We start from the raw sequence: 14,556 nt of genomic DNA, 5'->3' as shown, positions 1-14,556 counted from the left end.
CTCTCCCGTCGTCCAGTCACGCGTCCCGCTTCATAATGCACTCCACTTCGGGAGCTGGAACGAAACGCCACTTTCTCAGTGGTCCCGCCATGACGTTGAGATAGTACATTTCGAACCCATAAGGGGCTCCGCAGGGATGGTGTCCGCGAGGAACGAGCACTACATCCCCGTCGGCTACGGCCATGGTCTCGTCGAGCTGACCATCATCGGTATAGACGCGCTGAATCCCGAATCCTTCCGCAGGATTCAGCCGGTGATAGTAGGTCTCCTCCAGATAGGTAATCCGTGGAAAGTCATCCTCGTCATGGCGGTGCGATGGATAGCTCGACCAATGGCCTGCAGGAGTGAACACCTCGGTTACGAGCAGCGAGTCGCAGTAATCCTCGTTCTCCATGGCGATGTTGTTCACATATCGCGTATTGGTGCCCTTACCCCGCTCTGCGAGCGAGATCCCGTCCGGACCGATGCGGCGGGCGGCATGCCCGCCCCTTCCCGGGGCCGAGCAGACAGCAATGACGCAGTCGGTCGCGGCGACCGCCTCCCACGAGCTGGCGTTGGGAACATAAAGGCAGTGGGGCGGTGTCTTCTCGAAGACGCTCATCCGTTCGCCAAGCACGCCCCAGTTCTTCTCGGCAGCAACGAACGATGCCTTCCCTTCGACCATGACCAGGATGACCTCGCGATCCCCGGTCTCCTCCGATATCCGCTCGCCCTCGCGGATACGGTAGAGCGAGAATCCCACAAAGCGCCACCCAGCGGACTGTGGCGTGATCTCATGCACCTTCCCATGGCTTCCGAATGGCTTCCTTTGAAGACGTGACATCTCAGATCCTCAGTTCACCAGTTTCTGGAAATCGCGATTTCGGACATACTCCGTCCTCGCGGCATTGAGCCTATCGGAGGTCCCAACCTCCGGAACCGCAACGTCCCACCAGAAGCCCCCGCCACCTTCGCCCGGCCCCGGCACGGCATCCGTGTCGATGACGATGACCGACGGTCGGTCGCGGCCTCTGGCGGCGATGATCTGCGCTTCGAGATCGGATATGCCCTTCGCCTTAACCGCGTGGACGCCCATCGCGGACGCATGAGCGACGAAGTCGATCTCGGGCTGCTCCTCGACGTTGCAGTCCTTGTACATGTTGTTGAACTCTTCGCCCCCGCAGGCGATCTGCAGACGGTTGATGCAGCCGTAGCCGCGGTTGTCGGTCAGAACGACGGTGAAAGGGATCCGCCTCATTGCCGCCGTCGCCAGTTCCGAATTCATCATCATGTAGCTGCCGTCGCCGACGAAGCACACGACCTCGCGATCGGGCAGTGCGAGCTTGATCCCCATCGCGCCAGCCAGCTCGTAGCCCATGCAGGAATATCCGTATTCCATGTGGTATCCGCCCTGCGCGGGCTGCCAGAGCAGCTTCAGCGCGCCCGGCATCGTTCCGGCTGCACACATCGCGATCGTACGCTCAGTCGAGACGCGCTGTACTGCGCCGATCACCTGGGCGTCGGTTGGCAGCACGTTTCCGCCATCGACTTCGGGAGCGGCACAATGAGCGTCCACACGCGCCAGCCACTCGGTGCGTGATTTAGGATCGAATGATGCCGACCGGTACTCGCCCAACGCCGAGGAGATCCGCTCCAGAGACGATTTGGCATCGCCGACGAGGCTGGCCGCGCCATGCTTGTGGGCGTCGTAGGATTGGATGTTGATGGATACGAGGGATCTCGACGGATTGCGGAACAAAGCCCATGAGCCCGTCGTGAAATCCTGAAATCTCGTGCCTACACCCAGCACCAGATCGGCGGCCTCGCAGACCTGGTTGGCGGCAGCGGATCCGTCCACGCCCGCCGCTCCAAAGTTCATCGGGTGCGCCTGGGGCAAAGCCGACTTTCCGGCCTGCGTCTCAACGACCGGAATTCCGTGCTTTGTCGCGAATTGCGCGAGCGCTTCCTCGGCCTCGGAATAGATCACGCCACCACCGCAGATCAGCACAGGGTTCTGCGCCTTTCTGATCATCTCGACGACGCGGGCGACTTCGCGCTGGTCCGGCTCCGGACGCCGGATGTACCAAGTCGTCGGCTCGAAGAAGGATTCAGGATAATCATATGCCTCGGCCTGCACGTCCTGGCAGAACGCGAGTGTCACAGGTCCGCAGGATGCAGGGTCGGTCAGGGTTCTCATGGCACGTGGCAGCGCGGTGAGAAGTTGCTCGGGCCGAACTATGCGATCGAAATACTTGCTGACCGGGCGGAAGCAGTCGTTCACCGACATGCTTCCGTCCTCAAAGTCCTCGATCTGCTGCAGAACCGGATCCGGGCGGCGGTTCGCGAACACGTCGCCAGGAATAAGAAGGACTGGAAGGCGGTTCACATGGGCGAGCGCCGCGGCCGTCACCATGTTCGTGGCACCGGGACCAATCGACGAGGTGATCGCGTGCACACGACGCCTCTTCATGGCCTTGGCGTAGGCAATGGCAGTATGAGCCATACTCTGCTCGTTCTGTCCTCGCCACGTAGGCAGCGCCTCACCGATGCCATGAAGCGCCTCACCGAGGCCCGCGACGTTGCCATGCCCGAAGATCGCCCAGACCCCCTCGATGAATCTCTCGCCCTCTTCAGTCATCTGCACGGACAGCCAGCGCACCATCGCCTGGGCGGCGGTCAAACGAATTGTAGACATCTCACTTCTCCTGTGCCGTCCGGCGCGCTTCGTCCCAGATGCGGCACAGGCTTTCGAAGCGGCCTGCCATTTCGGAGATCGCGCGACCATCGTCGAGTTCTCCCTTCATCCATCTGCGTGCGACGTCGCCAAAAATTGTTCGGCCTACTGCGAAACCCCTCACAAGATCGAAGGCTGCGGCGACGCGGAACGACGCTGCGAGCTCTGCCTCTGGCGCGTCGAGGCCGAGCACGACGATGCCTCTGGTATTGGGATCGTTTTCCTCGATCGCTGCGATGGCCATCTGCCAAGCCGACGCGTTGGTCATCGGCTCCAGCTTCCACCAGTCAGGATAGACGCCGATCTCGTAAAACTGTCGGATCAGGATCGCGTTCGTATCGTCATCGACTGGTCCTACCTTGGACGGAATGATTTCGAGCAGAAACTCAAGCCCGTTCCGGCGCGAAGCCTCGAAGAGGCGCTTCACCGTTTCCTCTTGCTTGGCACGCAAGTCCTGCGGATCGGAAGGATGGCAGAAGCACAGTACCTTGACGACGTTCTCACGAGCCCATTCCTCCAAGCCGCCGCAGTCCAGCCCGAGTTCCGGTTCCAGCGTCAGTGGACGAGATGCCGGCCATTCGCACGGCCGGCCGATCCAGAGCCCCGATCCCGAAGCCGCATGAAGAGCAGAACGCCCGATGCGGTTGTCGCAAAGGATTCCGTAGCCCGGCCGACCGTCCTGCACCTGCAGCGCCGCCTTCAGGCACAGCTCCTTGAAAGCACCGCCCTTTCCGGGGGTGAACCCCTCCATCTGCTCGAGTTGAACGCGGTGATCGAACGCGAAGACGCGCATGGTCGACCAGTCGCCACTGCGGTTGGTGGCCCAGTGGATCTGTTCCAGTTCCTGGTCGTTTCGCAGATCTGGCCGCTTCACTCCCCTCGTCAGGAAGAACTGCAGTTCCTCGAGACTCGGATAGGCGGGCGTGCATCCGTGACGGCTCACGGCAAACGCACCGCAGGCATTCGCGTATTCGAGTGCTTTGGGCCACGGCTCGCCGTCCAGCCAGCCCTTAAGCAGCCCAGCGAAGAATCCGTCGCCGGCGCCGAGGACGTTGAAGACCTCGATGGGGAAGCCCGGCCCCTTCTCTGCGGCATCCAGGTTGTTCGGAACCCAGTCGGTGATCGCCACGGCGCCTTCTGCGCCCCGCTTGCAAACCAGGACCGCGTCCGAAGCGTTGCGAACGGCCCGCAATGCGTCGATCGTATTCGTGGATCCGCCCGCGATATGGAACTCCTCCTCCGTACCAACGATCAGGTCGAACAGGTTCAACGTCGACTGGAGCTTCTCGGTGACGGCACGACTCTCCACGAACCTGCTCTCGCCTTCGCCGTGGCCTGCGACGCCCCACAGGTTCGGGCGGTAGTCGATATCCAGAGCGGTTTTGACATCGTGCTCGCGGGCGAGCTTGAGGGCCTTCATGACCGCAGCTTCGGTGCGGGCGTTCGATAGATGAGTGCCCGTGACCACTATGGCCTTCGCGCTACGAATGAAGGATTCGTCGATATCGGCTTCCGAGAGTGCCATGTCGGCGCAGTTCTCCCGGTAGAAAATCAGCGGAAATTGGTCTTCGTCCCGGATGCCGAGAATGACCAGAGCGGTCAGCCGCTCCGGATCCGTCGTGACGCCATCGGTCACGACCCCTTCCCGTTCCAATTGCTCGCGGATGAAGCGTCCCATGTGCTCGTCGCCGACGCGAGTGATCACAGCGCTCTTCAGACCGAGACGCGCCGCGCCGCATGCGATGTTCGTGGGACTGCCGCCGACGTACTTCCGGAACGATCCCATATCCTCCAGGCGTCCGCCAATTTGCGCCCCGTACAGATCGACGCTTGAGCGGCCGATGGTGATGACATCCAATTTCCTATTCATTCCTTTGTCCTTCCATGGGGGGCCGCGCCATCATGGAGACACGGCTTGCCCCTCGTCCGTTGCCGCAGCGAACGGATCAGCATCCAAATTCAGTTTGTACGTGGACCATCCGCTCCCAAATCACGGCCCGGCCCTATGGCTTCATCCGCCTGGTGCGCTCTTCGCCAGCGCCTCGCGTGCGACAGCGGCGAAGATGATGGCGCATCCAACGGCCTGAACCGGGGACAGTGGCGTCCCGACGAAGAGGAATGCGAACACCATCGCCCAGACAGGCTCGAAGATCATCATCATACCCGCCTTGGCAGGCACCGTCCGGCTCTGGCCTTGGAACTGCAGCACGAAGCGAAGGCAGGTGGAGAGAACGACGCTCGCTAGAAACCACCCAAGCGTTGAGGCAGTGGGGATCGCGGTTGGCAGATCTTCAAGGAATGCAGCGCCGATCGACACGATGCCCCCTGTGCAGAAGAGCTGCACGGCGGAAGTAGCGGCGGCACTCACGCCGCGGGTTTTCTCTCTGACAAGCACCAGACTAACGGCCCACAGGACAGCCGAAATCAGGAACAGGACGTCCGGAGCCGCGAAGCTGGCGTCGGCGTTGAGAAAAAGAAGCGCGAGTCCGCATCCAGACACTGCGAGCGAGATCAGCGAACGCCGGGCAAGCCGCCAGCGAAACATGGCGACACCAGCGAGGGGCACCATCAGATTGCCGGTTGCCGTTATGAAAGCAGCGACGCCGATATGGCTGGTGTGTTTCAACCCGACAATCCAGAGGGTCATGGCGGCTGCCATCGCGACGGAGGAAAGGAGAAGGTTCTTCCATACGCTCCGCAGCGCCCTCAGGGAGGGCAGCCCCATCACCAGATAGATCATAAGCCCTGCAAGCATGAAACGGCTGCCGATGAACGACAGCGGTGGCAAGCCGTTCAAAGCATTGACGGAGAATAGCCACCCGCTTCCCGCCAGGATTGACGCGAGGAGGAGTTGCACCTCACCAGATGCCGGCACTCGTCCGATCACGGCGCTCAGTGCTCCCCGGATCGACTGGTGTGGTGACATCGTCTCGACCCGGTCACACATCGACCGTCTGTCCTTCCTGCGCCGAAATCCTTGCGGCATCCAACACGGCCAATGTCGCCGTGGCCTCTTCCGCAGTCACGGGAGCTGGGCCTTGTCCATTCACCGCGCGCAGGAAGCTCTCGTAGTAGGAATGATAGCGTCCCTGCTCGGAGGGGATGCGCTCGTCGCGCGTCCGCGTGCGGAGCGTCCCCCAGAGGTCCGGCTTCTCATATCCCCATCCCTGGAGGTCGTCGGCCGGGCGGATCCCCGCAAAGATCGCCTGCGTCTGGACATCGGTGCCGGACGAGACATAGCTGCCGTGCTCCCCGTAGGCGCGGAATTCCCGGACCGTGAGCCTATTCAGCTTGCTAGCGGAGAGATGGGAATGTACGCCGGAGACGTGCTGCAAGTTCAGGACGAAGCCTGCATCAGTCCTCCCATCGGACGTTTCGACCATGTCCCAGTAGGCGGCTACACTCCTGATGGGGCCGAGCAGCCAAAGCATCTGATCGACGAGATGGCTTCCAAGATCGCGAAGCAGGCCTCCGGTGGCGCCGCCCTCGAGCGTTGCCGGATCGTCGAACTCCATGCGGGAATGGACACGCCATAACTTGCCGAGCTCTCCGGAGTCGATGACCTTCTTCAAGGTGAGGACATCGGCGTCGAAACGCCTGTTGTGATAGACAGCAAGAACGACACCTGCGCGCCTTGCGGCCTCACCCAGTTCTCGGGCGACCGCCGCGCTCGGCGCAAAGGGCTTGTCTGCTACGACGTGCAGTCCGGCCGCGACAGCTTCGAGCACGAGCTCGCGCCGTGTCTGCGGCGGCGTCGTGATCGTCACAGCATCGATGCCGCCTGCTTTGATCAAGTCCGCCAGACTTGCATAGACAGGCATGCCCGGCATGTCCTCCTGGACACGAGCGACAGTCTGCGGCGCCCGTGCCACGACGCCGACCAGCTCGATCCCTTTAGCGGCAGCGATATAAGGGGCGTGAAAGTGCCTGCCCCCGGTGCCATAACCAACAAGTCCCAACCGCATAGCCCGACCGCCTATTTCTTCCAGTACTTGTCGACATACTTCTGGATCTCCGACCGCATGAAGCGTCCGGATGCATCGGCTCGATCCTCCCAGCCGAAGACGCAGGCTGTGACGATGCCGTCGAAGCCGACCTCGGCGAGCGAGGAGAAGAAGACATCCCAGTTGATCTCGCCCTGCCCCATGTCCATGTGCTGGTGGATCGTCACCTTCGCACCGGGCGGGTTGATGATGTAGCGCAGACCCGACGACGCCCTGTGGTTATAGGTGTCGGCAACGTGGACATGGTTGATCAGCGGTCCTGCGTCCCGGATCATCTTCGCCATGTCGTCACCGAAGTAGAAGGTGTGCGGTGCGCAGTAGAGGAACTTGACGTTCTTGGAGCCGATCGTCTTCAGCATGTCGATCGCCGGATGCAACGTCTCGCACCAGTCTTCCGGATGCGGCTCCATGTTGAGGGTGACACCCTCCTTCTCGAAGACGGGCACCAACTCCTCGATGGAACGCCACCATGCAGCTTCGCTGTGCTCGTGGGTGAAATGGCCACCGCAGCAGTTCGACCGATGACCCCGGTCGGGAGATGGTCCGCGGCCGAATTCAGAGTTCATCGTGCCGACGCCGAGGTCGACCGCGAGCTGGATGGCTTCCTTCCAATAGCCGACCGCGGCTTTACGCTCGTCCTCATGCGGACTTGCCCAGCGATACATGGGCAGCAGGGAGGCCACTTGGACGCCGTGGTCCTTGAGCGCCTTCTTGAATTCCGCGACGCGTTCCTTGTGGGCACGCGGGCGAACCCACCAGGGAAGCAGGTCGTCGCGCGGCGAGACCTCGATGTGTTCGTAGCCGAGCTCGGCAGCCTTTCGGCAAAGCTCGTTCAGTGGCAGATGCCGATGCATATGCGGGTCGAGAGCGATCTTCATGGCTTCCTCCTCCTCGATTTTCCGTTAGGCGGCTGGCTTCAGCGCGGTCGGCGCATAGAACGACGGCCGCTCCCCGATTTGGATCGGGACGATCTTGCCGGAATGCTTCGCCTCGACGCATGCGTCTGCGGTGACGGAAGCAAAGTAGCCGTCCCACGCTGTCGGGCCGCGCACGACGCCAGCCTTGACGGACTCGATCCACTCCTGGAGTTCGACATCGTAGCTGTCGATGAAGCGAAGCTTCCAATCCTGCAGGATCTCGTGGCTGAGCTTGGCGTCCTTGCGAAGCAGCACGCTCATCGGCTCCGGCAGATAGCCGATCCCGTCCTCGCCAACGACCTGGCACTGGATGTCGTAGCCATAGGGGCAATTGACGAAGACCTCGACGTCGATCCGGATGCCCTTCTTCGTCTCGAGAAGGATCATGTGGGGGTCGTCGAGATCCTTGCGCGTGTGCTTCGTCTTCCTTGGCATGATAACCTGCGCGGAGACGTAGTCGTCATCGAGCAGCCAGCGCAGCACGTCGATCTCGTGCGGGAAGGAATCCGTGATCGCCATGTCGCCCGCATAAACCTCAGGAACGCTCGGGTTACGGTGGGCGCAGTGAACCATCATCGGTTGGCCGAGATTGCCGTTTGTGATCTGCTCCTTGAGGAGACGGTAGCTCTTGTCGTAGCGGCGCATGAAGCCGACCTGGACGAGCTGGCGCCCGCTGGCGATTTCGGCATTGACGATATTCAGGCACGCCTCTGCGGTGGTCGCGAGCGGCTTCTCGCAGAACACCGGCTTGCCTGCGGCGATTGACGAGAGAACGAACTCCTCATGGGTCGGTCCCCACGAGGTGACAACGATTGCGTCCACGTTCGGGTCGGTGATGAGATCGTGACCGTTCTCGAACACCTTCGCGGCAGGAGTCAGACGTTGCGCGACTTCCTCGGCCTGAGATTTATTGATATCGTTGACAGCGACGACGGTCGAGCCGACGAGCTTGTTGTGGAGGCGTTGGATATGCTCCTGGCCAATCGCGCCAGTTCCGATAACACCGATCTTGAGGGTCATATTTCGTGTTCCTGATGGGGCTTGTCAGTCGAAGTCGCGTGGGAGAGCGAGCTTCAGGGTTGTGAGGGATTTCTTGACGCCAAGAAGCGGATCCATCCCCGCATCTTCCATTTCGAGGCTGACCGGGCCGTCGTAGCCAACCATCCTGGCAACCGCGAAGAACTCCTTCCACCACTGGACGTCGTGGCCATGTCCGAGCGCCACGTAGTTCCACGAGCGCCTGGCGATGTCGTTGATCCAGTAGGTGTCGATCAGACCATTGGCATCCGCGAGCGTGCGCTCCAGCCGGACGTCCTTGGCGTGCATGTAGTGGATGGCGTCGCCGAGCAGGCGCACGGCCGCGATCGGATCGCCGCCCATCCACATGTGATGGCTGGGGTCGAAGTTCATCCCGATGACGGGATCGACATGCTCGCGCAGCCGCAGCATGTTCGCTGGATTATGGATCATCGTGGCGCCGAGGTTCTCGATCGCGACGCGGATGCCGCAATCCTTGGCGTGTTGCCCGGCCTTCTGGAAGTAGGGAATGAGGACACCGTTCCACTGGTAGTCTAGCGCGTCCACCTGCTCCGGCAGGATGACATGGGTGATCCAGTTTGGCAGTTCGTCCTTCGGCGTTCCGCCGGGGCAGCCGGACATCATGACGACAGTTTTCACGCCGAGCTTCTCTGCGAGCCGGAAGGTCTTCTCGACGACGGCTCGATGCTCGGCGCCGCTCTCGCCCGGATGAAGCTGGTTGCCGGAGCAATTGAGGGCCGAGATCGTCAGGCCGCGGCGCTCAAGGGCGGCGAGGAAGTCGGTGCGTGCTTGCGCGCTGCCGAGGAGCTCGTCGAGACGCAGGTGTGGAGCCTTCGACCAGTTTCCGCAGCCCAGCTCGACGGATTCAAAACCGAGCTTGGACACCGTGTCGAGCATCTCTTCAAAGGGAAGGTATCCGAGGATGTCGGTTACCAGACTTAAGCGCATCATCTCATGAGCTCCAGGATATTCAGTGGCATTGGGTGCGCGTGCCGGGACCGCAGCCCCGACACGCATCTCGGGAGGAATTACTTCTTCATGTACTGGTCGACATTGTCCTTGGTGATGGACTCGAACGGCACAAGCTTCTCGGCCGGAGGCGTCTCACCCTTCTTGATGCCTTCGACGACCTCGAAGGCCGCCTTCGCCTGGCCGGCGGCATTCTGGAAGATGGTCTGCGACATCTCGCCCGCCTTGATCGCGTTGAGCGCATCCGGAACGCCATCGACGCCGGAGATCATCACGCCTTTCAGGCGATCGGCGCCCTGAAGGGCTTCACGGGCACCAAGGGCCATCTGGTCATTGGCAGCAATGATGGCGTCGAACTTCGGGAAGCTCTGGATCCAGTCCTCCGTCACCTTCATGCCTTCGGCGCGATCATAGTTGCCGGAGAGGTTCGCGATGATCTTTACGTCGGGACGGCCGAGGTTCTCTTCGAAGCCCTTGAGACGTTCCTGCGAGTGGTAAAGGCCGGGCGTGCCCTGCAGGTAGAGGATCTGCGCATCCTTCGGCAGATTGGCTTTCATGTACTCGGCCTGCATCTTGCCGGCATCGATGTTCTTCGAGCCGACGAAGGTGTATTTGCCGCCAGCCGACTGGATGCCCAGCGCGATCACCGGAATACCTGCCTCGTTCGCCTTCTCCACGCCAGGCACGATGCCTTCATAGTCGACCGGGACAACGAGGATCGCATTGACCTTCTGGGCGATCAGGTTGTCGATCTGGTCGAGCTGCTTGCTCGCGTCGTTGTTGGCGTCGGTGAACTTGATCTCGACGTCGGGATCGGACTTCGCAGCCTCGATGAAGGCGTTCTTTCGGGCCATCACGAAGACATCCGTGTCGGCCATGTTTGCGTAGCCTACGACGAACTTGTCAGCGGCGAACGCGGCGGAGGCGGAAAGTGCGGCGGTGGATACGGCGCAGGCGAGTGCAAGCTTTGCGATAAGTTTCATTGGGGTCTCCTCCCGTTGGAAATGCAAGGTTGTCTTCAATCCGACGCACAGGCGTCGACACACAGGTGGTCCTTCGCGCGAGCGCGTTCGCATCGCGCGGGAACGTTTCGATCAGGCCTTCTTCTTGCTGCGGGCCGATTTCGTCCAAACATCAAGGATGACGGCGACCGCGATGATCAGTCCCTTGATGATCTGCTGCCAGTACGAGCTGACGTTCATGAGGTTGAGGATGTTGTTGATGACGCCGATGATCATCGCCCCGATGATGGTTCCGGTGATCGTCCCCGTCCCGCCCATGAGGCTGGTGCCACCGACGACCACCGCGGTGATCGCGTCGAACTCATAGCCGACGCCACCCGCTGGCTGGCCGGAGTTGATGCGCGACATGAGGACGATGCCAGCCACCGCGCAGAGGATGCCGTTGAAGATGAACGCCTTGACGATGATGCTGTCCGGATTGATGCCCGAGGCGCGTGCCGCACGCTCGTTGCCACCGACGGCATATACGTAGCGACCGAACTTCGTCTTGTTGAGCAGGATCCAGGAGATCACGACGAAGACGGCAAGGATCAGGACGGAAATCGGCACCGGACCGAGCGAGCCCTGGCCAATCACCTTGAAGTCGCCGAGGCCAGTGACCGGAGAGCCGCCCGTGTAGAGAAGCACCGCGCCGCGCGCCACAGTCGTCATCGCGAGCGTCATGATGAACGATGGAATACGAAAGAACGTGATGACGAAGCCGTTGATGATCCCGGTGGCGATCCCGACCGCCACACCCGCAACCACCGCCAGTGTGATGCTGCCCGTCATCGACATCACGCTCGCCGCGATGACGCCGCACAGTGCCAGAACGGAGCCCAGAGACACGTCGATGTGCCCGAGGATGATAATGAAAGTCACGCCACAGGCAAGAAGGCTGACGACCACGACCTGGCGCAGGACGTTCGTGAGGTTGGCTTCAGTCAGGAAGGTCGGACTCAGAAGCGACGCCAGGATGCAGATTCCGACGAAGATCAGGATGGTTCCGTACTTGCGATAGATCGCAGCAAAGTCCACGCCAACTGATTTCGAGGCTACCTTGGCGGGAGCGCCCGCGGCCAGGGGTTCGGTGTTCATTAGTGTCCTCCCGTTGCAAGGCGCATGATGGTTTCCTGATTGGCCTCGCTTCTTGTCAGTTCGCCCGCGACTTGCCCCTCGGCCATCACGACCACGCGGTCGCTCATGCCGAGGATTTCCGGAAGCTCGGACGAGATCATGATGATCGCCAGGCCCTGGCGGGCGAAGTCGGTCATCAGGCGATGGATTTCGGATTTTGATCCAACGTCGATGCCGCGTGTCGGCTCGTCGAGGATGAGAAGCTTGAGATCCCCAAGCAGCCATTTGGCGATGACGATCTTCTGCTGGTTGCCGCCGCTGAGGTTCTCGACGATCATCGCGGTGTTCGGAGTCTTGATCTGCAGCATCTTGATCATCCGCTGCGCGGCGGTTTCTTCCTGCCGCTCGCTGACAAACAGCCCGGCAGTGAACTTCTTCAGGTTGGCCAGCGAGATATTCTCGCCAACGGACCGGCAGAGCACGAGGCCCTCCGCCTTCCGGTCCTCGGAGACCATCGCGATGCCATGGGAGATCGCATCCTTCGGCGACCTTAGACTGAGGACCTGCCCGTTCAGCCTGACGTGACCGCCAGTCGCGGCGTCGAGGCCGAAGATCACCCGCGCGACCTCGGTGCGGCCCGCCCCGATGAGACCTGAGAGTCCCACGATTTCACCGGCGCGCACGTTGAAGCTGACGTTTTCGAAGGTACCTTCGCGGGTGAGATTCTCCACCGAAAGCACGACCTCGCCGATCGGCACATCCTCTTTTGGGAAGATGCTGGAGATCGTCCGGCCGACCATCTGTGAGATGAGCTTCGTCTCGTCGTACTCACTAGCAGGCGCTGCCGCGATAAACTGTCCGTCGCGCATGACGGTGATGTCATCGGCGATCTGAAAGATTTCGTCCATCTTGTGAGTGATGTAGATGATGGCCACACCATTGGCCTTGAGATCGGCGATCTGCCGGAAGAGCATCGCAACCTCGGTGTCGCTGATCGCAGATGTGGGCTCGTCCATGATCACCAGCGACGCCTGGCGCGAGATCGCCTTGACGATCTCGACGAGCTGCATCGCGGCGATTGAAAGGTCCCTCATCTTGGTTTCAGGGCCGTATTTCAGGCCGAGCCTGTCGAGCAGCGCCTGTGTTTCGGAGTTCATTCTTCCGAAATCGACGAAGCGCGACATCACGCCTGTCTCCGACAGAGCAGGCTCCCGGCCGAGGAAGATGTTCTCGGCGATCGTCATGTCGAGGACCGGGCTCAGTTCCTGGTGGATCATGGATATGCCGCGTTCCAGTGCCGCCGACGTATCCTGCCCCCCAAGGACCTCTCCCTTGAAGAGTATCTCACCGCCATCGATCGAGTAGGTGCCGCTCAATATCTTCATGAGCGTCGACTTCCCCGCACCGTTTTCACCAACCAGGACGTGGACGGATCCCGCACGGACCTTGAGGTTCATGCCGTCCAAAGCCAGGACACCGGGAAATGCCTTGGTGATGTTCCGCATCTCGAGGACGAGCTCGGAACCCTCTTTGTGAATGGGGTCGTCGCGCTCCAACAGGCGCGCCGTATCGTTGGCCGCAGGCATTTCGCCTCTCCTCCCAAGTGCGTCGCTTCCGACGAATTGTCGTGTGTAGCTGTTTCCTCCAGCGGCATGGAAATCACCACATCTCGACCGTTCCTGTCAATTTAACGCTGGACGTTTCTCTCAAATTCTCCCACAATGTCTCTCATTTTCTGGGAGCCTATCACGATGAGCAGACCTACGATCGCAGACCTCGCAAAGGCCGCAAATGTCGGGATTTCCACTGTGGACAGGGTCTTGAACGGCAGAGATCCCGTGCGAGCGCAGACGGCGGAGCGCGTCCTGGAGGCGGCAGAGCGAATAGGATTTCACGGTGTCACCGCGATCAAGCGACGACTTGAGGGCGACAAGCCGGTCATCAAGTTCGGCTTCCTGCTGAAGCAGTCCCATCGGAAGCTCTATCAAATGTGGTCGGAGGTGCTGACGAAAGCTGTCGAGGCCTATCCCGACGCACACGGCAGGGCGATCGTGAGATTCGTCGACGAGCTCGCTCCGGAGAACACCGCCGACGCGTTGCTGGCCATAAGCCGTGACGCGGATGCAATCGGGATCATCACGTCGGATCACCCCCAGATCAACCACGCGGTGGATGGATTGGAGGCCGAGGGCATCCCAGTCTTCACCATGATTTCCGACCTGACCGCCCGCGGCCGAGCCGGATATGTCGGAAATGACTGCGTGAAGAAGGGCCGGACTGCGGCCTGGTTCGTAGACAACATGAATCCCGCACCCGGCAAGGTGGCCGTCTTCGTCGGCAGCCATCGGTATCTTTCTCAGGAGCTAGGGGAAATGGGGTTCCGCTCCTACTTTCGCGAGAGTCAGCGGGAATTCCTTATGATGGAGACGCTCGGCACTCAGGAGGAACCAGACATCGCGTACGAGCTGACGCGGGGGCTGCTCAAATCTGAAGACAACTGGGTGGGTCTCTACGTGGCTGGCGGCGGGATAACGGGAGTAATGCGGGCGCTGCGCGAGGATGGAGGTCCTGCGGCGAAGCGGCTTGTGGTCGTCGCCCATGAACTTACGAATGAGACGCGAGCCGGGCTGGCAGAGGGGATCATCAAGGTCGTCCTCTCCCACCCCGCCCGCTTGCTGGCAGACACCCTTGTGAAGGCAATGGCCGAGGCGCTGGACACTCACCGCACGCCCATTGTCTCGCAGCACACGCTGCCGTTCGAGATCTATACTGCAGCCAATATCTGAAGGTGTGGAATCCCTGAGGATATTCCCTGGTGGAACGGGGTAGCCGTGTCC

12 protein-coding genes are annotated in these 14,556 nt (G+C 61.1%); 1 reads left to right on the top strand and 11 read right to left on the bottom strand.

From position 1 onward, the window contains the following. Positions 1 to 16 precede the first annotated feature (16 nt). The 11 genes from iolB to ACIQT8_RS01335 form a co-directional block, all read right to left on the bottom strand. The gene (gene iolB, locus ACIQT8_RS01385; protein ID WP_400962615.1) at positions 17 to 823 is read right to left on the bottom strand and encodes a 5-deoxy-glucuronate isomerase; all 807 of its coding nucleotides are present in this window, start codon (positions 821 to 823) and stop codon (positions 17 to 19) included. A gap of 9 nt (positions 824 to 832) precedes the next feature. Then, positions 833 to 2,674: a 3D-(3,5/4)-trihydroxycyclohexane-1,2-dione acylhydrolase (decyclizing) gene (gene iolD / locus ACIQT8_RS01380; RefSeq protein WP_400962612.1), complete on the bottom strand. Its 1,842-nt coding sequence runs from the start codon at positions 2,672 to 2,674 to the stop codon at positions 833 to 835. A gap of 1 nt (position 2,675) precedes the next feature. Then, a complete protein-coding gene (iolC, locus tag ACIQT8_RS01375) occupies positions 2,676 to 4,583 on the bottom strand; it encodes a 5-dehydro-2-deoxygluconokinase (RefSeq protein WP_400962609.1) in 1,908 nt (635 codons plus the stop codon). A 141-nt stretch (positions 4,584 to 4,724) separates the two neighbouring features. Beyond that, on the bottom strand, positions 4,725 to 5,660 hold the full coding sequence (locus ACIQT8_RS01370) for a DMT family transporter (RefSeq protein WP_400962606.1): 936 nt from the start codon (positions 5,658 to 5,660) through the stop codon (positions 4,725 to 4,727). Continuing rightward, positions 5,653 to 6,678, bottom strand: a complete 1,026-nt coding sequence (locus ACIQT8_RS01365; protein ID WP_400962603.1) for a Gfo/Idh/MocA family protein — start codon at positions 6,676 to 6,678, stop codon at positions 5,653 to 5,655. The genes ACIQT8_RS01370 and ACIQT8_RS01365 overlap by 8 nt, the downstream gene beginning before the upstream one ends. Positions 6,679 to 6,689: 11 nt before the next feature. After that, the gene (locus ACIQT8_RS01360) at positions 6,690 to 7,595 is read right to left on the bottom strand and encodes a sugar phosphate isomerase/epimerase family protein (protein ID WP_400962600.1); all 906 of its coding nucleotides are present in this window, start codon (positions 7,593 to 7,595) and stop codon (positions 6,690 to 6,692) included. A gap of 24 nt (positions 7,596 to 7,619) precedes the next feature. Next, positions 7,620 to 8,654 (bottom strand): Gfo/Idh/MocA family protein, encoded by a 1,035-nt coding sequence (locus tag ACIQT8_RS01355; RefSeq protein ID WP_400962597.1) that lies wholly within the window; start codon positions 8,652 to 8,654, stop codon positions 7,620 to 7,622. Positions 8,655 to 8,678: 24 nt separating this feature from the next. After that, a complete protein-coding gene (locus tag ACIQT8_RS01350; protein ID WP_400962595.1) occupies positions 8,679 to 9,623 on the bottom strand; it encodes a sugar phosphate isomerase/epimerase family protein in 945 nt (314 codons plus the stop codon). Positions 9,624 to 9,700: 77 nt separating this feature from the next. Then, on the bottom strand, positions 9,701 to 10,624 hold the full coding sequence (locus ACIQT8_RS01345) for a sugar ABC transporter substrate-binding protein (protein WP_400962592.1): 924 nt from the start codon (positions 10,622 to 10,624) through the stop codon (positions 9,701 to 9,703). A gap of 111 nt (positions 10,625 to 10,735) precedes the next feature. Next, positions 10,736 to 11,740: an ABC transporter permease gene (locus ACIQT8_RS01340; RefSeq protein WP_400962589.1), complete on the bottom strand. Its 1,005-nt coding sequence runs from the start codon at positions 11,738 to 11,740 to the stop codon at positions 10,736 to 10,738. Continuing rightward, a complete protein-coding gene (locus ACIQT8_RS01335; RefSeq protein WP_400962586.1) occupies positions 11,740 to 13,305 on the bottom strand; it encodes a sugar ABC transporter ATP-binding protein in 1,566 nt (521 codons plus the stop codon). Before ACIQT8_RS01335 ends, ACIQT8_RS01340 begins: the two co-directional genes overlap by 1 nt. Before the next feature lie 165 nt (positions 13,306 to 13,470). On the opposite strand from ACIQT8_RS01335, the gene ACIQT8_RS01330 reads away from it, so the two are divergent. Beyond that, a complete protein-coding gene (locus ACIQT8_RS01330) occupies positions 13,471 to 14,505 on the top strand; it encodes a LacI family DNA-binding transcriptional regulator (RefSeq protein WP_400962583.1) in 1,035 nt (344 codons plus the stop codon). Positions 14,506 to 14,556 lie beyond the last annotated feature (51 nt).

Source organism: Agrobacterium sp. NPDC090273 (assembly GCF_044772305.1).
Classification (GTDB): Bacteria; Pseudomonadota; Alphaproteobacteria; order Rhizobiales; family Rhizobiaceae; genus Agrobacterium.
Note: the sequence above shows the minus strand (reverse complement) of the source record. Positions and strands in the feature narration are given on the sequence as shown.

Excerpts from the sequence above, each read along its gene's own strand:
- iolB (WP_400962615.1), bottom strand. The coding sequence starts at position 823 with ATGTCACGTCTTCAAAGGAAGCCATTCGGAAGCCATGGGAAGGTGCAT.
- iolD (WP_400962612.1), bottom strand. The coding sequence starts at position 2,674 with ATGTCTACAATTCGTTTGACCGCCGCCCAGGCGATGGTGCGCTGGCTG.
- iolC (WP_400962609.1), bottom strand. The coding sequence starts at position 4,583 with ATGAATAGGAAATTGGATGTCATCACCATCGGCCGCTCAAGCGTCGAT.
- ACIQT8_RS01370 (WP_400962606.1), bottom strand. The coding sequence starts at position 5,660 with ATGTGTGACCGGGTCGAGACGATGTCACCACACCAGTCGATCCGGGGA.
- ACIQT8_RS01365 (WP_400962603.1), bottom strand. The coding sequence starts at position 6,678 with ATGCGGTTGGGACTTGTTGGTTATGGCACCGGGGGCAGGCACTTTCAC.
- ACIQT8_RS01360 (WP_400962600.1), bottom strand. The coding sequence starts at position 7,595 with ATGAAGATCGCTCTCGACCCGCATATGCATCGGCATCTGCCACTGAAC.
- ACIQT8_RS01355 (WP_400962597.1), bottom strand. The coding sequence starts at position 8,654 with ATGACCCTCAAGATCGGTGTTATCGGAACTGGCGCGATTGGCCAGGAG.
- ACIQT8_RS01350 (WP_400962595.1), bottom strand. The coding sequence starts at position 9,623 with ATGATGCGCTTAAGTCTGGTAACCGACATCCTCGGATACCTTCCCTTT.
- ACIQT8_RS01345 (WP_400962592.1), bottom strand. The coding sequence starts at position 10,624 with ATGAAACTTATCGCAAAGCTTGCACTCGCCTGCGCCGTATCCACCGCC.
- ACIQT8_RS01340 (WP_400962589.1), bottom strand. The coding sequence starts at position 11,740 with ATGAACACCGAACCCCTGGCCGCGGGCGCTCCCGCCAAGGTAGCCTCG.
- ACIQT8_RS01335 (WP_400962586.1), bottom strand. The coding sequence starts at position 13,305 with ATGCCTGCGGCCAACGATACGGCGCGCCTGTTGGAGCGCGACGACCCC.
- ACIQT8_RS01330 (WP_400962583.1), top strand. The coding sequence starts at position 13,471 with ATGAGCAGACCTACGATCGCAGACCTCGCAAAGGCCGCAAATGTCGGG.